Raw genomic sequence first — 20,743 nt, forward strand, 5'->3', positions numbered from 1 at the left:
GTTAGCGGAACGCCCGCATCTGCCCCGTCATCATCTGCAGCATCTTGTTGGCGGCCACCGAGAGCTTGCGGCCCACGCGCGTGACCATGTGCGCCTCGGCGTTCTCGAGGATCGGATGCGCGATTTCGATCGCGAACAGCTCCTTGGCCTGCAGTTCGGCCGCCACCGCGAAAGCCGGCATCACCGCAATGCCGAGCCCCGATCTCACGAACTCCTTCAGGATCGCGAAGGAATTGGTGGTGACGATCGGCGCGAGCCGTACGCGCTCGGCGTATTCCACGGCCTCCATCATCTGCCGCGTGCCGTAGGACGGGTGGGTGGCCGCGAGCGGGTAGGTGGCGAGCTGCTGCACCGTCAGCACCTTGTGGCTGCGGCGCGGGAAGTCGGGGCCGACGATTGCCATCATCGGCTGCCGCTTCGACGCGCGCGACACCAGCTTGGGTTCGGCGGGCGGGTTGTAGACCAGGCCGATCTCGCCCTCGTCGTTCGAGATTTTGCGGATCACGTCGTTGGTGCTGCCCACGTCGAGGTTGACACGGATCCCGGGGAACTGCCGGCAGAACTGCTGCATCGGCCCGGCCAGCAGATCCGAGACGAAGCCCTCGCCGAGCACCAGGCTGACCTGGCCGGTCTTGAGCCCGCGCAGCTCCTGCAGGCGCGAGATCAGGTCGTCGCGATGCGCGAGCTGCTCGCGGAAATACTCGATCACGCAGCGTCCAGCGTCGGTGGGCGTCACGCCGCGCGCGTGGCGCTCCACCAGGGTGGCGTCGAGCTCCTTCTCCAGCAGCCCGATCTGGCGGCTCACGGCCGAGGGCGCCACGTCGAGCCAGTCGGCCGCGGCGCGGATCGTGCCGCAGCGCACGGCCTCGTAGAAATAGACGATCCGGCTGTCGGTAAGGGTGTCGCTCATGATCCCGGTGTTCTAAAAAAGAGAACAATCTCAATATTGGCGTTGATTGATTATACGGATCGCCGGACCGAACATCGTAGCCATGCAAGGCGGGCGCAAGCTGGCGCGCCGGCCTCGAGCCAACAGCTATCAGGAGTCGTCGGATGAAAACGGTGGGCGTGATCGGTCTGGGCAACATGGGGCGCGGCATGGCGGGTTCGCTGCGGCGCGGCGACTACACGGTGCTTGGTTACGACGCAGCGCCCGGCGTGGCACTCGCGCTGGCCGAGCAGGCGGTGCTGTCGGCGCGCGATTCGGTGGCCGAGATCGCACGCGACGCCGACGTGCTGCTGCTGTCGTTGCCGACTTCGGCGGTGGTCGAGGCGGTGGTGCTGGGCGCGGGCGGCGTGCTCGAGAACGCGAAGCCGGGCAGCATCGTGATCGACACCACCACGGCCGATCCGGACAGCACGCGGCGCGTGGCGGCGGCCCTGGCCGAGCGCGGCATCGGCTTCGTCGACGGCCCGGTGAGCGGTGGCCCGAAGGGCGCGGCCACCGCCACCATGACCATGGTGCTGGGCGGCTCGGACAGCGATATCGCGGCCATCGAGCCGATCCTCGCGGTGATCAGCGCCAAGCGCGTGCATGTGGGCCCGGTGGGCGCCGGCCACGTCACCAAGCTGCTCAACAACTTGCTGACCGGCGTGCACCTGCTGGCCGCCAGCGAGGCGGTGCGCACCGCGCGCGCGGCCGGCGTCGATCCGGAAAAGCTGGTCGAGGCGCTCAATGGCGGCTCCGGCCGCAACAGCGCGACGCTGACCAACTACCCGACCTGGATCTTCAACGGCAAGTTCGATTCCGGTTTCACCATGAAGCTGATGCGCAAGGACGTGCGGCTCGCGCTGGGCCTGCTGGACCAATTCGACAGCGTCGCACCGGTGGCGCGCGAGGCGGCGCGCGTGTGGGCCGCCAGCGCGGTATCCGTCGCCGACGGCGAGGACTTCAACCGCATCGTCGACTTTCTCGACCCTGCCTGAGGCCAGGCAGCCCGCGCCACGATCCCGCTCGACCCACTGATACGGAAACCTGACATGACCCAGCACGCAGACCAGTTGCTCGCCGCCTTCGCGCATTTCTTCCCCGGCGCCGCCACGATCGGTTCGTATATCGACGGCGAGCTTGTCGCCGGCCAGGGCGACACGATCCAGCTTTACGACGCGGCGACGGGCGAGGCCACGCTCGCCTATCGCGACGCCGGCGCAGCAGTGATCGACCATGCCGCCGAAAGCGCACGCCGCGCGCAGCGCGAATGGTGGGCGCTCACGCATGCCGCGCGCGGCCGCGTGATGCAGGAGGTGGCGCGCGCGATCCGCGCCGAGGCCGAGGCGATCGCGCGGCTTGAGGCACTGGGCTCGGGCAAGCCGATCCGCGACTGCCGGGGCGAGGTGGGCAAGGTCGCCGAGATGTTCGAGTACTACGCGGGCTGGACCGACAAGTTCTACGGCAGCGTGATCCCGGTGCCGACCTCGCACCTCAACTACACGCGCCGCGAGCCGGCCGGCGTGGTGCTGCAGATCACACCCTGGAACGCGCCGGTGTTCACCTGCGGCTGGCAGGTGGCGCCCGCGGTGGCGATGGGCAACGGCGTGCTGCTCAAGCCCTCGGAGCTGACGCCCTTCACCTCGCTGGCGGTCGCCCGACTCGGCGAGCGGGCCGGATTGCCGCGCGGCCTGGTCAACGTGCTGGCCGGCTTCGGTCACACCGCCGGGCAGGCCGCGATCGCGCATCGCGTGGTGAGCAAGGTGGTATTCGTCGGCTCGCCGGCCACCGGCGCGCGCATTGCCGAGGCCGCCGCGCGCCGCGTGCTGCCCTGCGTGCTGGAGCTGGGCGGCAAGTCGGCCAATATCGTGTTCGCCGACGCCGACCTCAAGCGCGCCGCGCTGACCGCCCAGGCGGCGATCTTCGCCGGCGCGGGCCAGAGCTGCGTGGCCGGCTCGCGTCTGCTGGTGCAGCGTGCCGTCTACGACGAATTCGTCGCGATGGTGGTTGCCGGGGCGAAGAAGATCCGTGTCGGTGCGCCGCTCGACGATGCGACCGAGGTGGGCCCGATCAACAATCGCAAGCAGTACGACCACGTGATGTCGATGATCGCGCGCGGCGTGGCGGCTGGCGCTACGCTCGCCTGCGGCTCGGCCGAGCGCGTCGGGGAGGGCCGCGGCGGCTACTTCGTGGCGCCCACCGTGCTGGCCGGCGTGTCGAACGCGATGGAGGTGGCGCGCACCGAGATCTTCGGGCCGGTGGTGGCCGCCATCCCGTTCGACACCGAGGAGGAGGCGATCGCGATCGCCAACGACACCGACTTTGGCCTGGCCGGCGCGGCCTGGACCACCGACGTGGCGCGCGCGCATCGCGTGGCCGCGCAGGTGAATGCCGGCACCTTCTGGGTCAACGGCTACAAGACCATCAACGTGGCTTCCCCGTTCGGCGGCTACGGCATGAGCGGCTACGGCCGCTCGAGCGGGGTCGAGGCGCTGTACGAATACACGCAGACCAAGAGCGTGTGGGTCGAGACGGCCGAAGCGCCGCCCACCGCGTTCGGTTATCTGTAACCACCGGCCCGCATTCGACGGCAGCCGGGCTTCAAGGGGAGATTCGTCATGGAACACGCACTGGGTATCGAGCGCCGCGAGCTGGGCGGCGCGGCCACCGCCAAGGTCCTGCTTTATGCGGCCGGCATCCTGCTGGTCGCCGAATGGATCGGCTCGTTCACGTTCAAGCTCGGGCCGGGCAAGGTCGTGCTGCTGCCGATGATCTGGGCGCTGCTGCTCGGCGCGGCGGTGGGGCTGGCCAGCGCGCGCTGGAACAGCAGCGCGCGCCTGAGCGTGCCCGACCAGTTCTTCGCGGCCGCGATCCTGCAGCCCGCGCTGCTACTGTTCGTCTCCAAGCTCGGGCTGATGGTGGGCAGCGCGCTGCCCAAGCTGGCGTCGGCGGGCTGGGCGCTGGCCTTCCAGGAATTCGGCCACTTCGTCGGCACCATCCTGCTCGGCCTGCCGCTCGCGTTGCTGCTCGGCATCAAGCGCGAGGCGATCGGCGCGACCTTCTCGGTGGGCCGCGAGCCGAGCCTGGCGATCATCGGCGAGAAGTACGGCATGGATTCGGCCGAGGGCCGCGGCGTGCTGGCCGAGTACCTGACCGGCACCGTGTTCGGTGCGGTGTTCATCGCCGTGTTCGCGGGTTTCGTGAGCAGCCTCGGCATCTTCGATCCGCTCGCGCTGGCGATGGGCTCGGGCGTCGGCTCGGGCAGCATGATGGCGGCCGCCTCGGGCGCGATCGCCGCGCAGCAGGACCCGGAGACGGCGAAATCGGTGCTCGCGTTCGCCGCGGCCAGCAACCTGATCACCACCACCATCGGTACCTACTTCACGCTGTTCATCTCGCTGCCGCTCGCGGTCTGGGGCTATCGCGTGCTGGAGCCGCTGATCGGCCGCACCACCAAGGCATCGGCGCAGCCCGAGGCGGCCAGCCCGTCGCTGGGCGACGTGCGGACCGAGGCGCCGGCGCTCGGCTACGGCGGCAAGCTGCTGGCCTGGATCGTGACGGCCGCGATGGCGCTGGTGTGCGACTGGATCGCCCACGGCACCACACCGCTGGCGGGACTGCCGGGAATCGCGATCATGGTATGCGCGACGATCGTCGGCGATGCGCTGGCGCGCGTGACGGGGCGGCGGATTCCGGCGGTCTGCTGGGTATCGGTGGTGGCGATGTTCCTGACCTCGCCGTGGTGCCCATGGGCTTCGCAGATCGCCGCGCTCAGCTCGCACAACGATTTCCTCGGGGTGACCACGCCGATGCTGGTGTTCGCGGGGCTGTCGATCGCCAAGGACATTCCGGCCTTCCGCCGGCTCGGCTGGCGCATCGTGCTGGTGTCCTTCGTGGCCAATGCCGGTACCTTCATCGGCGCGACCCTGGTGGCGCAGCTGTTCCATATCTGATGCCTCGCGGCACGGCGGCGGGCGGCATGGGCTGGCCCGCCGCCGCGCCGCGACGACCGACAAAAGCGCTTTCATCCGCATGAAACTGATCGATTCCATCGTCGCGCACGCCGACGAACTGACGGCGCTACGCCGCGATATCCATGCCCATCCCGAGGTGGGCTACGACGTGTTCCGCACCGCCGAACTCGTCGCCGAGCGGCTCGAGCAATGGGGTTATGCCGTCACGCGCGGCGTCGGCCGCACCGGCGTGGTCGGCACCTTGAAGCGCGGCGGCAGCGCGCGTGCGATCGGCCTGCGCGCCGACATGGATGCGCTGCCCGTGCAGGAGGCCAACACCTTCGCGCATCGTTCGACGGTGCCCGGCGCGATGCATGCGTGCGGCCACGACGGGCACACCGCCATGCTGCTGGGAGCCGCGCGCCATCTGGCGCGGCATGGCGAGTTCGACGGCACCGTGCAGCTGTTCTTCCAGCCGGCCGAGGAGTCGGGCGGCGGCGCGCGCGCGATGATCGAGGACGGCCTGTTCGAGCGTTTCCCGGTGGATGCCGTGTTCGGGCTGCACAACTGGCCCGGCATCGCGGCCGGCGATTTCGCGGTGCGGCCGGGGCCGCTGATGGCCTCGACCAGCCTGTTCCGGATCAACTTGCGCGGTGCCGGCTGCCACGCGGCCATGCCGCACCTGGGCCGCGATCCGGTGTTCGCGGCGGGGCAGGTGCTGAGCGCTCTGCAGGGGATCGTCACGCGCAACCGAAATCCGATCGACGGCGCGGTGCTGTCGGTCACGCAGGTGCATGCGGGCGAGGCGATGAACGTGGTGCCGACCGATGCGTGGCTCGGCGGCACCGTGCGGACTTTCTCCGATGCGACGCTCGACCTGATCGAGACGCGCATGCGTGCCGTGGTGGCCGCGACGGCCATGGCCTTCGATTGCGAGAGCGAGGTGGATTTCCAGCGCCAGTATCCGGCTACCGTGAACGACGCCGAGCAGACCGCGGTGGCGGTGGCGGTGATGCGCGAGCTGGTGGGCGACGCGCATGTGAACGCCGCCGTCGATCCGACCATGGCGGCGGAGGATTTCTCGTTCATGCTGCGCGAGAAGCCGGGTTGTTATGCGTTTCTCGGGAACGGGGTGGGCGATCATCGCGTGCATGGGCATGGCGGCGGGCCTTGCCTGCTGCATAACGCCAGTTACGACTTCAACGATGCGTTGCTGCCGGTGGGGGCGAGCTATTTCGTGAAGTTGGTGGAGCGGGTTTTGGGGCGGTAGGGAGGCGGTGCTGAATTTTCGGGACTAGCGAGCGCCGCCGGGGTGATCTCGGTATCGGCGGCGCTCGTGGGTTAAGTGCTTTCAGTCGCTTGCCGGGAAGCGGTATGGGCAGGGCAAGACTCGGGGGAAGTGGAGACTAGAGACGGACGAATTCGTCGTCGTACTAATCGGATGGCACGACGATCAACTGCGCGCTGCGCCGGCGGTCGTTGCCAAGGCGCTCGGGACAGGCAAACTGGCTAGGCCAACCGCCGCTCACACAACTAAAGTTGTGGCCATGTTTCAACTAGAATTGTGTCGATCTCCAGCGACTCCACCGTTCCCCACGTTGGCCGACGGGTATCGTCGCCGGGGCCGATGAACCGCGCCCGCTCGTGGGCAGAGCGTCTTGGCTGCCCGAGGTGAGAGCGGGTCGCGAGTGCGCTTGCAAGGCCCTCAGTGCCCGTTGCCCAATCCAAGGAGTCGCACATGGAGATTCGTCCCGCCACTGTCAACGACCTGGCGTCGATTGAAGCCCTGCTGCATCGATGTGGTCTGCCCGTCGTCGGTGTGAGCGATCATTTGCAGGATTTTGTGGTTGCGATGGAAGGTTCGACGATGTGCGGATGCGGCGGCATTGAGCGCTACGGGGACGCTGCGCTTTTGCGGTCCATTGCGGTGGCGGAACATGCCCGCGATTTTGGTTTGGGGCAGCGTATCGTGTCGCGGTTAGTCGCCACGTGTCGCTCGATACAAATCCGGTCGCTGGTGCTCCTCACCACGACTGCAGAGCACTATTTCACCCGTCACGGTTTCATACGCGTCGCGCGTGACCAAGTACCGCCCCTGGTGTTGGCGTCTAGCCAATTCCAAGGCGTATGTCCCGGGTCGGCCGTTTCGATGGTGCGAGTTCTGTAGGCGCTGGGACAAGCACCTCAACCTGTGCCAAGTGATCGAGAGGCGTCGTTGGCACCCGCAAGTAACCGGGGCCGGGTAACGCGTGAATTGCTCCAACGCCACGGATTGCAAAACCGCGCTGGTCCCCGGATCGCCAGTTCGACGATGATTCGCGCAAGCGTAGATATCGAACGAACCGACTGTGTAGTGATAAAACAAGTATCTCGCCGGCCTCGGCTGGTGGCAGCCTGGCTAACCCGCCGTCGGGCAATGGCGGCATCACTTTCATGGACGCCGCGCAACACGCTCGCCTTGCCGTTGAACCGCGAGCGGTAGCCAGATTGGACGTTACGCAAGATTGTTCCGGCAATGCAAATCCCGGAGCCGGACGCGATTGCCGTAGAGCAAAGTAATTCCGTCACTCCAGAATCCTCGTGGATCAAGGCTTCCGGCCCGCGAGTTGGCGACTTTATTGACGGTCCCCTCGAATCAATGTCGCCGACTCGCCTACGTCCGCATCAAACGGGTTGACCGTCGAGGCGGCGGTTTCAGTGGCGTCAGCGCGTCAGGTTGGCCACCGCCACGACGGATCGGATAGGTGTTCCGCAAAGTAATCGGACAGCGCAGCCACCTTGGCGGGACGGGCGCGCGCTGACGGTGTGACGAAGTAAAGGCCGCCCTTCGTCAACGACCAGTCGGTAAGGAGCGCTTCGAGGCGGCCATCGGCCAGATATTCGCCGGCGATGAATTCGGGCAGCTCGGCAATCGCGAGACCATCGAGCAGCGTGGGCAGCAGCGCATCGGCATTCGTCACACGCAGTGGTCCGGTCGGCATGACCGGTTCCTCCTCACCCGCTCCGTTTGTGAAGCGCCACACATCGCCGCGTGCACGATACGCATATGAAAGGCACGACCGATCCGCCAGTTCGCGCGGATGCGCGGGCCGTCCTTCGCGCTTCAGATACGCCGGCGACGCCACCACGAATTGAGTGACCGAGCACAGCCGTCGCGCGACGAGCGACGAATCCGGCAGCGCGGCGATGCGCAGCGCGGCGTCAAAACCGTCGGCGACCAGATCGACCGACGCATCGGAAAGATGCAAGTCGATCGACACCTCGGGGTACGCGCGAAAGAAGCCGGGTAACAGCGGGGCAACCCAACGCAGCCCGAACGACATCGGCACGGCGAGACGCACCAGTCCGCGCGGCTGCAACGACATCTCGCGCGCGGCACATTCCACCTCCTCGGCCCGGCGATAGATCTCTCCGGCTGCCTCGCAAATGGTCCGGCCGAATTCGGTCAGCGAGAGCTGGCGCGACGTGCGATTGAAAAGTCGCGCACCCAGCCGGTCTTCCAGGCGGGCGACGCCGCGAGAGACTGTTGCGACGGACACCCCCATCGCACGCGCCGCCGCCGCGAACGATCCTTCCTCGGCGACCTTCGCGAACATCGCGAGTCCTTCGAAATCAGGCAGCTTTGCCATTGCCCCTCATCTTTTCATTTATGCAATGTTGGATTGCAATCAATTCTATTTCGAAATGATCTGGGCGTCGATATTCTCCTCACATCGCAACACGGAACACGCAACACGCAACACCGAACGCAGTCACCCACTTATCGAACGGAAGGAGAAGCAAAATGGCACGCAAACTCGACAGCAAGATCGCACTCGTTACCGGCGCAACCAGCGGCATCGGCCTTGCCACCGCCCAACGCTTCGCGGCAGAAGGCGCGCACGTCTATCTCACCGGTCGCCGTCAGGCTGAACTCGATTCCGCCGTGAAGGGCATCCAGGAAGCTGGCGGCAGCGCGACCGGCGTACGCGTCGATTCCACGAAGCTCGGTGAACTCGACGCGTTGTATGCACAGATCAAGGAAGAACAGGGTCGGCTCGACGTGCTGTTCGCGAACGCCGGTGGCGGTTCGATGCTGCCGCTTGGCGGCATCACCGAAGCACACTACGACGACACATTCGACCGCAACGTGAAGGGCGTGCTGTTCACGGTGCAAAAAGCGTTGCCGCTGCTCGCTGAAGGTGCATCGGTGATCCTCGCCGGATCGACGGCAGGCAGCGCCGGCACGGCCTCCTTCAGCGTGTATTCGGCTTCGAAGGCCGCGGTGCGCGCATTCGCACGCAGCTGGATTCTCGATCTGAAGGACCGCCGCATCCGCGTGAACACGATCAGCCCCGGGGCAACCCGCACGCCCGGCCTGCTCGACCTCGCCGGTGACGATGCCGCGCAGCGTCAGGGCCTTGCCGACTACCTGGCTGCCCAGATCCCGATGGGGCGCCTCGGTGAGCCCGGCGAAATCGCGAGTGCCGCGCTGTTCCTCGCCTCGGACGACGCAAGCTTCGTGAACGGCGTCGAGTTGTTCGTCGATGGCGGTCAGCAGCAGATCTAAGCGTGGCGCCGGGCGCACGGATGCGATCTTCGACGATCCAGCCAGCGCCCGGCGCGTGCGCGCGTTTGAACCCGGACACATCATGAAGGCGGTGCGCGCGGGCGCCGCTATCCATCATGCCGAGCGCAATGAGGAGAACGAATCTGCGCGACCATTCCAGATCTGGCTGCATCCGCGTACGCCGGGCGGCACGCCGCGCTGGACGACGCGAATCTGTTTGCGTGAAGGTCGCGAAGGCCGCTTCGTCACGCTGGCGAGCGGCGATCCCGATGACGTGTGCGCGAGCGCACTGTCCATCCGCGCCGACGCACGCGCGCGCATCGGGACGTTACGCCAAGGCACGACGGTGCATCACGTGTTGCCGGGATCAGGCGTCCGCTTCGCCCGACAACTCAACCAAGCCGGAAATCTCCACTTCCGATCGAGACTGATTCCGGTTCAGGGTCAGTCTCACTATGACCGCCTCATCGATTGAGCACGGAACTGGCCAGCGTTGCTGCGAACATGAGCAACACAAGCGAGGAGCACCGTAACACGATAGAAGCCAGTCGACCCTCCGCACGATTCATGAGCAGAAGCCGCCCCGACCGGGACCATATCAGTCCGATCGGAATCAGGGTGATCAGAAATACGCCCGTCGACAACAAGAAAATCCCGAGCGATCTGAATGCCGACTCCGGGAAAATTGCGCTTGAAAATAACAAGGCCTTCGGATTCATCAAGGTCGCAAGGAAAAGCGCCCGGAACCCCAGTGGCGCCGCGTCAGTGGCACCAAAGTCGGCGCCTTTGAACCACATATTCACCGCAAGATAGAATATGAACACGGAACTGATCAACTTTACGCAGTTGACAATCCATGGATAGTGCGCCGCCAAAGACCAGAGAAAAAATCCCCATACCGCGATTGCTATCACATAGCCTGACGCTTCCGCCGCGACCAGCCTGCACGCACCACGCAGATTCAGCTTGAGCCCGGCGGAAAGCAGCAGCGTGTTTGTCGGCCCGGGTACCAGCAGCACAAGTGCGACGTAGAACGACATTTTTAGCATGGGACTCAATGTCAACATGGACTAACCTCGTCTTTCTAACGATTTGCTTCGTGAAATTACCGATTGCGGTATGGCTGCGAGTGGCGAAGCGTGAATCTATCATTAGTTATCGGAATTTCGATGCACGCACGATAACTTTATTTTTCGACGACGGGAAAGATGGCGATCGAGCTCGATCTGTTTGTGTCCTCGAGCGACGAGCCGGCCAGCCGGGATCCTGGGGCCACGCCGCTTCCAGCCCGCTTGATTGCCAACCCCAACCGAGTGCCACCAGCCCGATGATCGCCATATCCGACAGCGCGGCGGCGAGGGCACAAAAGAAAAACTTCCGTCTTTGACTTCGCGATCGCGTTGGACGATGCCAACGACGAAGTCGGTCCCGGCCGGATCGTCATCGTGACATACGAGATCAGGATGTGGCTTCTCCGGCCCCCAATTTAGACCAGCGAACCTGCAATAGTAATTGCAATTGATTTGGAAACTTGAAAGTTCCCGGTCGAAATTACCGTAATAGGTTGATTTCGATTTCTTCATCGTGCATTTTTACGCGGTCACGTTCGGCAACGCGACAGTGCCGACTGAAATCCAATTGAAACATCTGGCAGTAGTGCCGGATAGGGATCATTTAATAATCATGCACTAACCATCAAATTGCGCACGAATATAAACTTCAACGTGAAATTATTCATTTTCGGCGCGCATGGTGTTCCGTGTTGGGATGGTGTAATGAAATCTGGCGATAAATAAATAAAAATCCTGTCAAATATATCAGTTTAATTTAAGTAATCGCCGGTCTATTCTGGGCCCGGATCAATTGAGCACCCTCGTAGAAGTCCATTCGGGTTTTAAATCCTATGGGAAGCGTGTCATGAGCAATCCGATCAGGAATATCGTCATCGTGGGCGGCGGCACCGCGGGCTGGATGTCCGCCTCGTACCTCGTCCGGGCACTCCAGCAGCAGGCGAACATTACGCTCATCGAGTCCGAGGCGATCCCCCGGATCGGCGTGGGCGAGGCGACCATCCCGAATTTGCAGAAGGTGTTCTTCGACTTCCTCGGGATACCGGAGCGGGAATGGATGCCCCAGGTGAACGGCGCGTTCAAGGCCGCCATCAAGTTCGTGAACTGGAGGAAGTCTCCCGACCGCTCGCGCGACGATTACTTCTACCATTTGTTCGGCAGCGTGCCGAACTGCGACGGCGTGCCGCTTACCCATTACTGGCTGCGCAAGCGCGAACAGGGCTTCCAGGAGCCGATGGCGTACGCCTGCTACCCGCAGCCCGCGGCGCTCGACGGCAAGCTGGCGCCGTGCCTGCCCGACGGCACCCGCCAGATGCCTCACGCGTGGCACTTCGATGCGCACCTGGTGGCCGATTTCTTGAAGCGCTGGGCCGTCGAGCGCGGGGTGAACCGCGTGGTCGACGAGGTCGTGCAGGTTCACCTGGACGAGCGCGGCTACATCTCCAGCCTGTCCACCAAGGAGGGGCGGACGCTGGAGGCGGACCTGTTCATCGACTGCTCCGGCATGCGGGGGCTCTTGATCAACCAGGCCCTGAAAGAGCCCTTCATTGACATGTCCGACTACCTGCTGTGCGATAGCGCGGTCGCCAGCGCCGTGCCCCACGACGACGCGCGCGAGGGGATCGAGCCGTACACCTCCGCGATCGCCATGAACTCGGGGTGGACCTGGAAGATTCCGATGCTGGGCCGGTTCGGCAGCGGCTACGTCTTCTCGAGCAAGTTCACCTCGCGCGACCAGGCCACCGCCGACTTCCTCGACCTCTGGGGCCTCTCGGACAAGCAGCCGCTCAACCAGATCAAGTTCCGGGTCGGGCGCAACGGGCGGGCGTGGGTCAACAACTGCGTCGCTATCGGGTTGTCGTCGTGCTTTTTGGAGCCCCTGGAATCGACCGGGATCTACTTCATCTACGCGGCGCTTTACCAGCTCGTGAAGCATTTCCCCGACACCTCGTTCGATCCGCGCTTGTCCGACGCATTCAACGCCGAGATCGTCTACATGTTCGACGACTGCCGAGATTTCGTCCAGGCGCACTATTTCACGACGTCGCGCGAAGACACGCCGTTCTGGCGCGCGAACCGGCACGACCTGCGGCTCTCGGACGCCATCAAGGACAAGGTTGAACGTTACAAGGCGGGGCTGCCGCTGACCACCACGTCATTCGACGATTCTACGTACTACGAAACCTTCGACTACGAATTCAAGAACTTCTGGTTGAACGGAAACTACTACTGCGTCTTTGCCGGCTTGGGCATGCTGCCCGAACGGTCGCTGCCGCTCTTGCAGCACCGGCCGGAGTCGATCGACAAGGCCGAGGCGATGTTCGCCCGCATCCGGCGCGAGGCCGAGCGTCTGCGAACGAGCCTGCCGACGAACTACGATTACCTGCGATCGCTGCGCGAGGGCGACGCGGGGCTGTCTCGCAGCCAGCCCGGGCAGACGCTCGCGGTGCCGGAGATCCTGTAGTGGAGCGCACCCTGGGCCGGGAATGTGCATTCGCGGCCACGCACGCTGCAGTGGCGGCCTGCGATCCGCTGCAGGCCCGCTCGCTCGTTCTGCAACTGCCGGGCCTGAACCGTGAAAAGGATGTGCCCGGCATCGTCGGCCTGTTGCGCGAGTTTCTCCCGGCGCGCGGCGTGCCCTCCGGCTGGGGCTTCGTCGAGGCCGCCGCCGCGATGCGGGACATCGGGTTCTTCCTGGGCTCGCTCAAGCGGCACGGACACGAGCCCACGGACGTGGTGCCCGGGCTCGAGCCGGTGCTGCTCGACCTGGCGCGTGCGACCGGCCTGCCGCCGCGCGAAACGCTCCTGCATGTGACGGTCTGGAACCCCGCGGCGGCCGACGCGCAGCGGAGCTACACAGGGCTCCCCGACGAAGCGCACCTGCTCGAGAGCGTGCGCATCTCGATGGCGGCCCTCGAGGCGGCCATCGCGCTGACCGTCGAGCTGTCCGACGTGCCCCTGCAGTCGCCCGCGTTCGCGCAAGGGTGCGACGAGCTGGCGGCCTATCTGCAGAAAATGGTCGAATCGATCGTTTACGCCTACCGCTTCATTTCGCTGCAGGTCTTCTACGACGAACTCCGCCCCTTCTACGAACCGATTCGAGTCGGGGGCCAGAGCTACCTCGGCCCCGGTGCCGTGGAAATGCCCCTCTTCGTGCTGGAGCACGTCCTGTGGGGCTCGCAATCGGACCACCAGGCGTATCGAGAATTCAAGGAGACGTACCTGCCCTACGTGCTTCCCGCGTTCCGGGCGGTCTACGCCCGGTTCGCCGGGGAGCCGGCGCTCGTCGACCGCGCGCTCGGCGAGGCGCAAGCGGCCCGCGCGCGGGGCGAGCCCGTCGGGGCCGGGTTGGCGGCCCTCGACCGGGTCTTCGAGATCCTGCTGCGTTTCCGGGCGCCGCACCTCAAATTGGCGGAGCGGGCGTACGAAGTCGGGCGAAGCGGCCCGACAATCGGCAGCGGGGGGTATGCGCCCAGCATGCTCGGCGATCTACTCACGCTCACGCGCGCCGCGCGGTCCCGCCTCCGCGCCGCGCTCGACGAATCCTGACGCGCACAACCACGTGTTCCATCTCACCAGGAGAGCTAGCCCCCATGACTCAGCAGAGCCCCGCGAACGGGCGCGATAGCAACCACTTCGACGTGATCATCCTCGGCTCGGGCATGTCCGGCACCCAGATGGGGGCCATCCTGGCCAAACAACGGTTTCGCGTGCTGATCATCGAGGAGTCGTCGCACCCGCGGTTCACGATCGGCGAATCGTCGATCCCCGAGACGTCTCTCATGAACCGCATCATCGCCGATCGTTACGGCATTCCGGAGCTCGACCACATCACGTCGTTCTATGCGACGCAGCGTTACGTCGCGTCGAGCACGGGCATCAAGCGCAACTTCGGCTTCGTGTTCCACAAGCCCGGCCAGGAGCACGACCCGAAGGAGTTCACGCAGTGCGTCATTCCCGAGCTGCCGTGGGGGCCGGAAAGCCATTATTACCGGCAGGACGTCGACGCCTACCTGTTGCAAGCCGCCATCAAATACGGCTGCACGGTCCGCCAGCGGACGAGCGTGACCGAATACCACGCCGACAAGGACGGCGTCGCGGTGACCACCGCCCAGGGCGATCGGTTCACCGGCCGCTACATGATCGACTGCGGAGGCCCCCGCGCGCCGCTCGCGACCAAGTTCGGGCTCCGCGAAGAGCCGTGTCGCTTCAAGACGCACTCGCGCAGCCTCTACACGCACATGCTCGGGGTGAAGCCGTTCGACGACATCTTCAAGGTCAAGGGGCAGCGCTGGCGCTGGCACGAGGGGACCTTGCACCACATGTTCGAGGGCGGCTGGCTCTGGGTGATTCCGTTCAACAACCACCCGCGGTCGACCAACAACCTGGTGAGCGTCGGCCTGCAGCTCGACCCGCGTATCTACCCGAAAACGGACATCTCCGCGCAGCAGGAATTCGACGAGTTCCTCGCGCGGTTCCCGAGCATCGGCGCGCAGTTCCGGGACGCCGTGCCGGTGCGCGACTGGGTCAAGACCGACCGCCTGCAGTTCTCGTCGAGCGCGTGCGTTGGCGACCGCTACTGCCTGATGCTGCACGCGAACGGGTTCATCGATCCGCTCTTCTCCCGGGGGCTCGAGAACACCGCGGTGACCATCCACGCGCTCGCGGCGCGCCTCATCAAGGCGCTGCGCGACGACGACTTCTCCCCCGAGCGCTTCGAGTACATCGAGCGCCTGCAGCAGAAGCTTCTGGACCACAACGACGACTTCGTCAGCTGCTGCTACACGGCATTCAAGGACTTCCGGCTGTGGGACGCATTCCACAGGCTATGGGCGGTCGGCACGATTCTCGGGCAGTTCCGGCTCGTGCAAGCCCACGCGAGGTTCCGCGCGTCGCGCGACGAGGGCGACCTCGATCACCTCGACAACGACCCGCCGTACCTCGGGTACCTGTGCGCCGACATGGAGGAGTACTACCAGTTGTTCAACGACGCCAAAGCCGAGGTCGAGGCCGTGAGCGCCGGGCGCAAGCCGGCCGGGGAGGCCGCGGCGCGGATTCACGCCCTCATCGACGAACGAGACTTCGCCAAGCCGATGTTCGGCTTCGGGTACTGCATCACGGGGGAAAAACCGCAGCTCAACAACTCGAAGTACAGCCTGCTGCCGGCGATGAAGCTGATGTACTGGACGCAAACCAGCGCACCGGCAGAGGTGAAAAAGTACTTCGACTACAACCCGATGTTCGCGCTGCTCAGGGCGTACATCACGACCCGCATCGGCCTGGCGCTGAAGTAGTCGGCCGACGACGACACAAGACGATGGACGACATTCAATTCGATCAAGCGAGCGTCAAGGAGCCTCCGCAGGCGGCGTACGACGCGACCACGCGCGTGGCGGCGAGCTGGTACGTCGCGATGCGCTCGGACGACCTCAAGGACAAGCCGGCGGAGTTGACGCTCTTCGGCCGTCCGTGCGTGGCGTGGCGCGGCACGACGGGGCGGGCCGTGGTGATGGACCGCCACTGCGCGCACCTCGGCGCGAACCTGGCCGACGGGCAGATCAAGGACGGGTGCATCCAGTGCCCGTTTCACCACTGGCGGTACGACGAGCAGGGCCAGTGTGTTCACATCCCCGGCCACAGCCAGGCGGTGAGCCGGCTGGAGCCCGTCCCGCGCGGGGCGCGCCAGCCGACGTTGGTCACCGCCGAGCGATACGGCTACGTGTGGGTCTGGTACGGCTCGCCGCAGCCGTTGCACCCGCTGCCCGACATCGCCGCGGCCGACGTCGACAACGGCGACTTCATGCACCTGCACTTCGCGTTCGAGACGACGACGGCGGTCTTGCGGATCGTCGAGAACTTCTACGACGCGCAGCACGCGACGCCCGTGCACGCGCTCCCGATCTCGGCCTTCGAGCTCAAGCTGTTCGACGATTGGCGCCCGTGGCCGGAGGTCGAGCCGCTGGCCCGGGCGGGTGCGTGGTTCGGTGCCGGGATCGACTTCACCGTGAACCGGTACTTCGGGCCCCTCGGCATGCTGTCGCGCGCGCTCGGCATGGACATGTCGCAGATGAACCTGCACTTCGACGGCTACCCCGGCGGGTGCGTCATGACCGTCGCCCTGGACGGAGACGTCAAATACAAGCTGCTCCAGTGTGTGACGCCGGTGAGCGACGGCAAGAACGTGATGCACATGCTCATCTCGATCAAGAAGGTGGGCGGCGCCCTGCGCCGCGCGACCGACTTCGTGCTGTTCGGGCTCCAGACCAGGCAGGCCGCGGGGTATGACGTCAAAATCTGGAACGGGATGAAGCCGGACGGCGGCGGCGCGTACAGCAAGTACGACAAGCTCGTGCTCAAGTACCGCGCGTTCTATCGGAGCTGGGTCGACCGCGTCGCCGCAAGTGAGCGGCAATCCGTGAGTCGGCGGCCCTAGCCGAGCCGGTCCCGGCGGCGTCGTTCCGTCCGGCGCTCGCGAACATTGACGCTGAACGGGCGGTCGTCTGCATCGCCGGACGCGATGCCGCCATCGTGCAACAGGTTGTCGGGCCGTTGCCGGCGTCATGCTTGCGCGCGCGTCACGCGCGCGACGACGAGCGAACGATCGAAAGCCAGGTGCGGCAATGCGGACGAGCACGGGAACACCGTGCCGATGCCGGCTGCGATCAGCGAGCCGGCATCGGCAACGCGTCAATACGTCAGGCCATATCCGAACGGATACAACGGATGCGCGGTGTCGTGCGGCACGTCTTCCCGCTGTGCCGCGACTTCCGCCATCGACGACGGCAACTCGAACGGCAGCTTCCCTTGCGGTTGCCCCTTCCCTGTCAGCACGTCGAACAGTGCGGCATCGGTCACGCCGAAATTGGCGAGGATCGCGGTGGCCTTGTCCTGAACGTTGGTCAGGATCGCGGGGCGATCCATGTAAACCGAGACGATCGATTGTGGGGCAAGCGCGGCCTGCTTGATTGCCTCGTAGTCCGCATTGCCGTCGACGAACGCGAGACTGCCTTCATGCTGCATCGAGCCGAACATGTAGTTCGGATGCAGCGTTTCATATGGCGTGCTCACGCGGAGAATCGCAACGTCCGCAGCTTGCGGCGTATCGACGACCTGATAACCATAACCCCGTGCGACCGCGGGATCGATCCCGTACAGCCAGACCTTCTTGCCGGGCGCCGTCATCGGCAGCAGCTTGCCGTTGTTTTGCAGCAGAACCATCGAGCGGCGCTGGGCGTCGAGTGCCTGAGCCTGGAAGTCGGCGTTGCCGACGATCTTGCCGGCCGCGCCTGCATCGACATACGGATGGTCGAACAAGCCTTGCTGGAATTTCTGCAGCAGGACGCGATAGGCCGATTCCGACAGACGGTCTTCCGGCAACTGTCCGCGGTTGACGGCTTCGATGAGGTCGCTCGGATCGTCGTCTCCGCCGAACTGGTCGATGCCCGCATTGACCGCTCGCACGAAACGCTGCACGCGGGTGGCGCCTTCCATCCCCCAGGGCATGCCCAGCCCGACGAACGACGGGGATCCCGACGACACGCCGTTGAGGCAATTCGCGTCGCAGTCGTCGGCGATCAGCCAGTCGGACACGATCACGCCCTTGAAGCCGTATTTCCCGCGCAGCAAGTCGGTCAGCAACGCCTTGTCGTAAGCCCCGCCGACGGGCTCCAGCGTGATGCCGTCGACCGTTACCGTCGTGTCCGGTTCGGAATAGGTCGGCATGACCGAGCCGACGTTGGCGGCGAACGCGCCTTCGAACGGCTTCAGGTGATAGGCAAAATTGTTGCCCGGATAGGTCGCATGGCGACCGTAGTAATTGTGGCTGTCGAACCCGAGTTTCTGCGCGCCATATCCGGCCCAGTGCTTGACGACGGCGATGACGCTATTGGCCTGAATGCCGTTGCTGCCGCCCTGAAAGCCTTCGATATAGGCCTGAACCTGCGTGCGCGCGAGATCGGCGTCTTCACCGAAAGTGCCGTTGATGCGTGACCAGCGCGGCTCGGTCGCCAGATCGGCTTGCGGCGAAAGCGCTTCGGTCATGCCGACCGCGCGATATTCCTGGCGCGCGATATCGCCGAATTTTCGCGTGAGTGCCGCGTCGCCGATCGCGGCGAAACCGAGCGTTTCGGGCCACTGGGAGAAACCGCTGCCCCCTGCGCTTGCGCCGAGCGTGTACTGGAAATGGTTGCGCGGGTCCGAACTGATCGACACCGGGATGCCGAGCCGGGACTGCTCCGCCAGCGTCTGAATCTGGTTGTATTGGTCGGCCATGGTGTGTGCATCGGCACTCATGCGCGTGATGTAGGTGCTGATGCTCCGCTGATTGATGAGCATCTTGAGTGCCGCCAGATCGTAAGCGGAGCCGGTGCCTGAACCGGTCGTGTCGTTCAGCACGGGTGCGGTGCCGTGCATCATCAGGCCGGCTTTCTCGGCCAGCGTGAGGCGGCCGACCAGGTCCCGCGCACGCACTTCGGCACTCAGTCGCCAGTCTTCGTACGGGGCGAGCTGACCGTTCTTGTCCATGTCCTTGAACTTCAGGCCGTCTTGGGTGATCACGTTCAAAGTCGTATAGCCGAAGTCCTGTTGAGTAACGGACGTGGAAGGCGAGTCGACGCCGCCGCAGGCAAACAGCCCCAGGGTGAGCGCGGTGCCCGACGCGGTCAATGCCGACCGGCGCATGGCCGATCTCGTGAAGCGCTGCATTCATGTCTCCTGAATCGGTTGTTTTAGGCGCGGCCGTGAAGCATTACAAATAGCCGCTGGCCACTTTACCGATCTGTTTCAGGGGACGTTTTGCCGCCGGGTGCAGTTTTTGTCCCGACGGGGCACGATGTGTCAGGCAATGTGGCGTGCCGGGGTGTCAACGCAAGCAGGCGCGCCACCCGTGGCGCCCTTGCGCTCGTCCGCGATCCAGCCGCCGAACAGCTGGATCTTCTGCTGATGTTCGGCACCGTCCGGATACACGAAGTAATAGCCCATCCCGGTCGGCAACGAGATGTCGAACGGCATCACCAGCCGGTGCGCCGCCACGCATTCGTCCGCGAGCGTCCTGTCGCCGATCGCGACGCCGTAACCGTCGATCGCCGCGTGCGTCGCGAGATCCAGCGTTTCGAAGCTCAAGCCGCGCGTCGAGTCGACGTGCGGTGCGCCCGCATGGTCGAGCCACCGCTTCCAGTCCCGATGATCGCGCGTCGGATGCAGCAACGTATGACCGGCCAGGTCGTCGAGACGCGTGAGCGGCTGCCGGTCCGGCAGGCCCGGGGCACAGACCGGCGTGAGTCGTTCCTCGAACAAGGGGATCGCATGCATGTCGGGGCCGGCACCGGCAGCGTAGATCACCGCGGCGTCGAACGGTTCCATGCGGAAATCGACCTGATGATCCCAGGTTGTGGTGATCTGCACCTGGAGTTCGGGATGCTCGGCCTGGAACCGCATGATGCGCGGCAGCATCCACTGCATCATGCAGGTCGGCACCTTCAGTGCGAGCTCGGTACGCCTGCGCGAGAGGCGCATCGATACCTCCTCGATGCGCGCGAAGCTTTCGCGGACCGTCGGCAACAGGAGTTCACCTTCGGCCGTCAGCGTCAGCCCCTTGGGCGTGCGCTTGAACAGCGCAAACTGATAGAAGCTCTCGAGCGCGAGGATTTGCCGGCTCACGGCGCCCTGGGTCAGGCACAGGTGCTCGGCGGCGCGCGTGAAGCTGCCGTGACGGGCAACGATGTCGAAGATCTGCAGCGCGTTGAGGGAAGGAAGTCGTTTCATCGGGGCGGCAGGTTCCGGAAAAGGCGGCCGGCGGGGTGCGGCTCGCCGTGCGGCACGACAAGCGGTGGGGGATCGCTCAGTGCAGGATCTTCGCGAGGAAGTCCTTCGCGCGTTCCGATTTCGGATTCGAGAAGAAATCGTCCTTGCGGTCGTCCTCGACGATCGCGCCCTTGTCCATGAAGATCACGCGATGGGCGACCTTCTTCGCGAAGCCCATCTCGTGCGTGACGACCATCATCGTCATCCCTTCCTGCGCGAGCTCGACCATCACGTCGAGCACTTCGTTGATCATCTCCGGATCGAGCGCGGACGTCGGCTCGTCGAACAGCATCGCGATCGGGTCCATCGACAGCGCACGCGCGATCGCGACGCGCTGCTGCTGGCCGCCCGACAACTGGCCCGGGAACTTGTGCGCATGCGCCTTCAGGCCGACGCGATCGAGCAGCTTCATGCCCTTGTCGTTCGCCTCGTCCTTGCCGCG

At 65.1% G+C, this 20,743-nt stretch carries 18 protein-coding genes; 12 read left to right on the forward strand and 6 right to left on the reverse strand.

Annotated elements, in window-relative coordinates:
- Position 1: 1 nt before the first annotated feature.
- Positions 2 to 910, reverse strand: a complete 909-nt coding sequence (locus B7G54_RS35480) for a LysR family transcriptional regulator (protein ID WP_085043343.1) — start codon at positions 908 to 910, stop codon at positions 2 to 4.
- 128 nt (positions 911 to 1,038) lie between these two features.
- Here B7G54_RS35480 and B7G54_RS35485 point away from each other — a divergent pair, with 128 nt between their 5' ends.
- From B7G54_RS35485 to arsN2, 5 genes are all read left to right on the forward strand, one after another.
- Positions 1,039 to 1,926 carry an NAD(P)-dependent oxidoreductase gene (locus B7G54_RS35485; protein WP_279628101.1) on the forward strand — a complete coding sequence of 296 codons (888 nt, stop codon included), beginning with the start codon at positions 1,039 to 1,041 and terminating at the stop codon, positions 1,924 to 1,926.
- A 54-nt stretch (positions 1,927 to 1,980) separates the two neighbouring features.
- On the forward strand, positions 1,981 to 3,498 hold the full coding sequence (locus B7G54_RS35490; protein ID WP_085043345.1) for an aldehyde dehydrogenase family protein: 1,518 nt from the start codon (positions 1,981 to 1,983) through the stop codon (positions 3,496 to 3,498).
- Between the two features lie 48 nt (positions 3,499 to 3,546).
- On the forward strand, positions 3,547 to 4,881 hold the full coding sequence (locus tag B7G54_RS35495; RefSeq protein WP_085043346.1) for a DUF3100 domain-containing protein: 1,335 nt from the start codon (positions 3,547 to 3,549) through the stop codon (positions 4,879 to 4,881).
- Between the two features lie 79 nt (positions 4,882 to 4,960).
- A complete protein-coding gene (locus B7G54_RS35500; RefSeq protein ID WP_085043347.1) occupies positions 4,961 to 6,151 on the forward strand; it encodes a M20 aminoacylase family protein in 1,191 nt (396 codons plus the stop codon).
- 468 nt (positions 6,152 to 6,619) lie between these two features.
- On the forward strand, positions 6,620 to 7,048 hold the full coding sequence (gene arsN2 / locus B7G54_RS35505; protein ID WP_085043348.1) for an arsenic resistance N-acetyltransferase ArsN2: 429 nt from the start codon (positions 6,620 to 6,622) through the stop codon (positions 7,046 to 7,048).
- Between the two features lie 544 nt (positions 7,049 to 7,592).
- On the opposite strand, the gene B7G54_RS35510 is transcribed toward arsN2, so the two are convergent.
- On the reverse strand, positions 7,593 to 8,510 hold the full coding sequence (locus B7G54_RS35510; protein WP_085043349.1) for a LysR family transcriptional regulator: 918 nt from the start codon (positions 8,508 to 8,510) through the stop codon (positions 7,593 to 7,595).
- A 155-nt stretch (positions 8,511 to 8,665) separates the two neighbouring features.
- On the opposite strand from B7G54_RS35510, the gene B7G54_RS35515 reads away from it, so the two are divergent.
- A complete protein-coding gene (locus B7G54_RS35515) occupies positions 8,666 to 9,430 on the forward strand; it encodes an SDR family NAD(P)-dependent oxidoreductase (RefSeq protein ID WP_085043350.1) in 765 nt (254 codons plus the stop codon).
- Positions 9,408 to 9,905 (forward strand): cupin domain-containing protein, encoded by a 498-nt coding sequence (locus tag B7G54_RS39910; RefSeq protein WP_244289479.1) that lies wholly within the window; start codon positions 9,408 to 9,410, stop codon positions 9,903 to 9,905. The genes B7G54_RS35515 and B7G54_RS39910 overlap by 23 nt, the downstream gene beginning before the upstream one ends.
- Here the strand turns inward: B7G54_RS39910 and B7G54_RS35525 are convergent.
- Positions 9,895 to 10,497, reverse strand: a complete 603-nt coding sequence (locus tag B7G54_RS35525; RefSeq protein WP_085043352.1) for a LysE family translocator — start codon at positions 10,495 to 10,497, stop codon at positions 9,895 to 9,897. The two genes, B7G54_RS39910 and B7G54_RS35525, sit on opposite strands and share 11 nt — an antisense overlap.
- 32 nt (positions 10,498 to 10,529) lie before the next feature.
- Between B7G54_RS35525 and B7G54_RS38870 the strand changes: the two genes are divergently transcribed.
- The 5 genes from B7G54_RS38870 to B7G54_RS35545 all read left to right on the forward strand — a co-directional run bounded on the left by B7G54_RS38870 (position 10,530) and on the right by B7G54_RS35545 (position 16,933).
- Complete coding sequence (locus tag B7G54_RS38870; RefSeq protein ID WP_133059258.1) at positions 10,530 to 10,817, forward strand: hypothetical protein; 288 nt, start codon at positions 10,530 to 10,532, stop codon at positions 10,815 to 10,817.
- A gap of 530 nt (positions 10,818 to 11,347) precedes the next feature.
- A complete protein-coding gene (locus B7G54_RS35530; RefSeq protein WP_085043353.1) occupies positions 11,348 to 12,964 on the forward strand; it encodes a tryptophan halogenase family protein in 1,617 nt (538 codons plus the stop codon).
- Positions 12,964 to 14,049, forward strand: coding sequence for a monodechloroaminopyrrolnitrin synthase PrnB family protein (locus B7G54_RS35535; protein WP_085043354.1), 1,086 nt, complete (start codon positions 12,964 to 12,966; stop codon positions 14,047 to 14,049). The genes B7G54_RS35530 and B7G54_RS35535 overlap by 1 nt, the downstream gene beginning before the upstream one ends.
- A gap of 44 nt (positions 14,050 to 14,093) precedes the next feature.
- Positions 14,094 to 15,794 (forward strand): NAD(P)/FAD-dependent oxidoreductase, encoded by a 1,701-nt coding sequence (locus tag B7G54_RS35540; protein ID WP_085043355.1) that lies wholly within the window; start codon positions 14,094 to 14,096, stop codon positions 15,792 to 15,794.
- A gap of 23 nt (positions 15,795 to 15,817) precedes the next feature.
- Positions 15,818 to 16,933 carry a Rieske 2Fe-2S domain-containing protein gene (locus B7G54_RS35545; protein WP_085043356.1) on the forward strand — a complete coding sequence of 372 codons (1,116 nt, stop codon included), beginning with the start codon at positions 15,818 to 15,820 and terminating at the stop codon, positions 16,931 to 16,933.
- Positions 16,934 to 17,187: 254 nt separating this feature from the next.
- On the opposite strand, the gene B7G54_RS35550 is transcribed toward B7G54_RS35545, so the two are convergent.
- The 3 genes from B7G54_RS35550 to B7G54_RS35560 form a co-directional block, all read right to left on the reverse strand.
- Positions 17,188 to 19,203 (reverse strand): glycoside hydrolase family 3 protein, encoded by a 2,016-nt coding sequence (locus B7G54_RS35550; RefSeq protein WP_106409070.1) that lies wholly within the window; start codon positions 19,201 to 19,203, stop codon positions 17,188 to 17,190.
- Positions 19,204 to 19,335: 132 nt separating this feature from the next.
- Entirely contained in the window at positions 19,336 to 20,262 is a 927-nt protein-coding gene (locus B7G54_RS35555) for a LysR substrate-binding domain-containing protein (protein WP_085043357.1), read from the reverse strand.
- A gap of 76 nt (positions 20,263 to 20,338) precedes the next feature.
- Positions 20,339 to 20,743: amino acid ABC transporter ATP-binding protein (locus B7G54_RS35560; RefSeq protein WP_133059223.1), on the reverse strand; the 405-nt coding region annotated here is incomplete at its 5' end.

The organism is Burkholderia puraquae (assembly GCF_002099195.1).
Classification (GTDB): domain Bacteria; phylum Pseudomonadota; class Gammaproteobacteria; order Burkholderiales; family Burkholderiaceae; genus Burkholderia; species Burkholderia puraquae.

What these genes read in the sequence shown, in the direction of transcription:
- B7G54_RS35540 (WP_085043355.1), top strand. Translation starts at nt 14,094, where the DNA reads ATGACTCAGCAGAGCCCCGCGAACGGGCGCGATAGCAACCACTTCGAC.
- B7G54_RS35495 (WP_085043346.1), top strand. Translation starts at nt 3,547, where the DNA reads ATGGAACACGCACTGGGTATCGAGCGCCGCGAGCTGGGCGGCGCGGCC.
- B7G54_RS39910 (WP_244289479.1), top strand. Translation starts at nt 9,408, where the DNA reads ATGGCGGTCAGCAGCAGATCTAAGCGTGGCGCCGGGCGCACGGATGCG.
- B7G54_RS35550 (WP_106409070.1), bottom strand. Translation starts at nt 19,203, where the DNA reads ATGCAGCGCTTCACGAGATCGGCCATGCGCCGGTCGGCATTGACCGCG.
- B7G54_RS35510 (WP_085043349.1), bottom strand. Translation starts at nt 8,510, where the DNA reads ATGGCAAAGCTGCCTGATTTCGAAGGACTCGCGATGTTCGCGAAGGTC.
- B7G54_RS35515 (WP_085043350.1), top strand. Translation starts at nt 8,666, where the DNA reads ATGGCACGCAAACTCGACAGCAAGATCGCACTCGTTACCGGCGCAACC.
- arsN2 (WP_085043348.1), top strand. Translation starts at nt 6,620, where the DNA reads ATGGAGATTCGTCCCGCCACTGTCAACGACCTGGCGTCGATTGAAGCC.
- B7G54_RS35525 (WP_085043352.1), bottom strand. Translation starts at nt 10,497, where the DNA reads ATGTTGACATTGAGTCCCATGCTAAAAATGTCGTTCTACGTCGCACTT.
- B7G54_RS35480 (WP_085043343.1), bottom strand. Translation starts at nt 910, where the DNA reads ATGAGCGACACCCTTACCGACAGCCGGATCGTCTATTTCTACGAGGCC.
- B7G54_RS35530 (WP_085043353.1), top strand. Translation starts at nt 11,348, where the DNA reads ATGAGCAATCCGATCAGGAATATCGTCATCGTGGGCGGCGGCACCGCG.
- B7G54_RS35555 (WP_085043357.1), bottom strand. Translation starts at nt 20,262, where the DNA reads ATGAAACGACTTCCTTCCCTCAACGCGCTGCAGATCTTCGACATCGTT.
- B7G54_RS35490 (WP_085043345.1), top strand. Translation starts at nt 1,981, where the DNA reads ATGACCCAGCACGCAGACCAGTTGCTCGCCGCCTTCGCGCATTTCTTC.
- B7G54_RS35545 (WP_085043356.1), top strand. Translation starts at nt 15,818, where the DNA reads ATGGACGACATTCAATTCGATCAAGCGAGCGTCAAGGAGCCTCCGCAG.
- B7G54_RS35500 (WP_085043347.1), top strand. Translation starts at nt 4,961, where the DNA reads ATGAAACTGATCGATTCCATCGTCGCGCACGCCGACGAACTGACGGCG.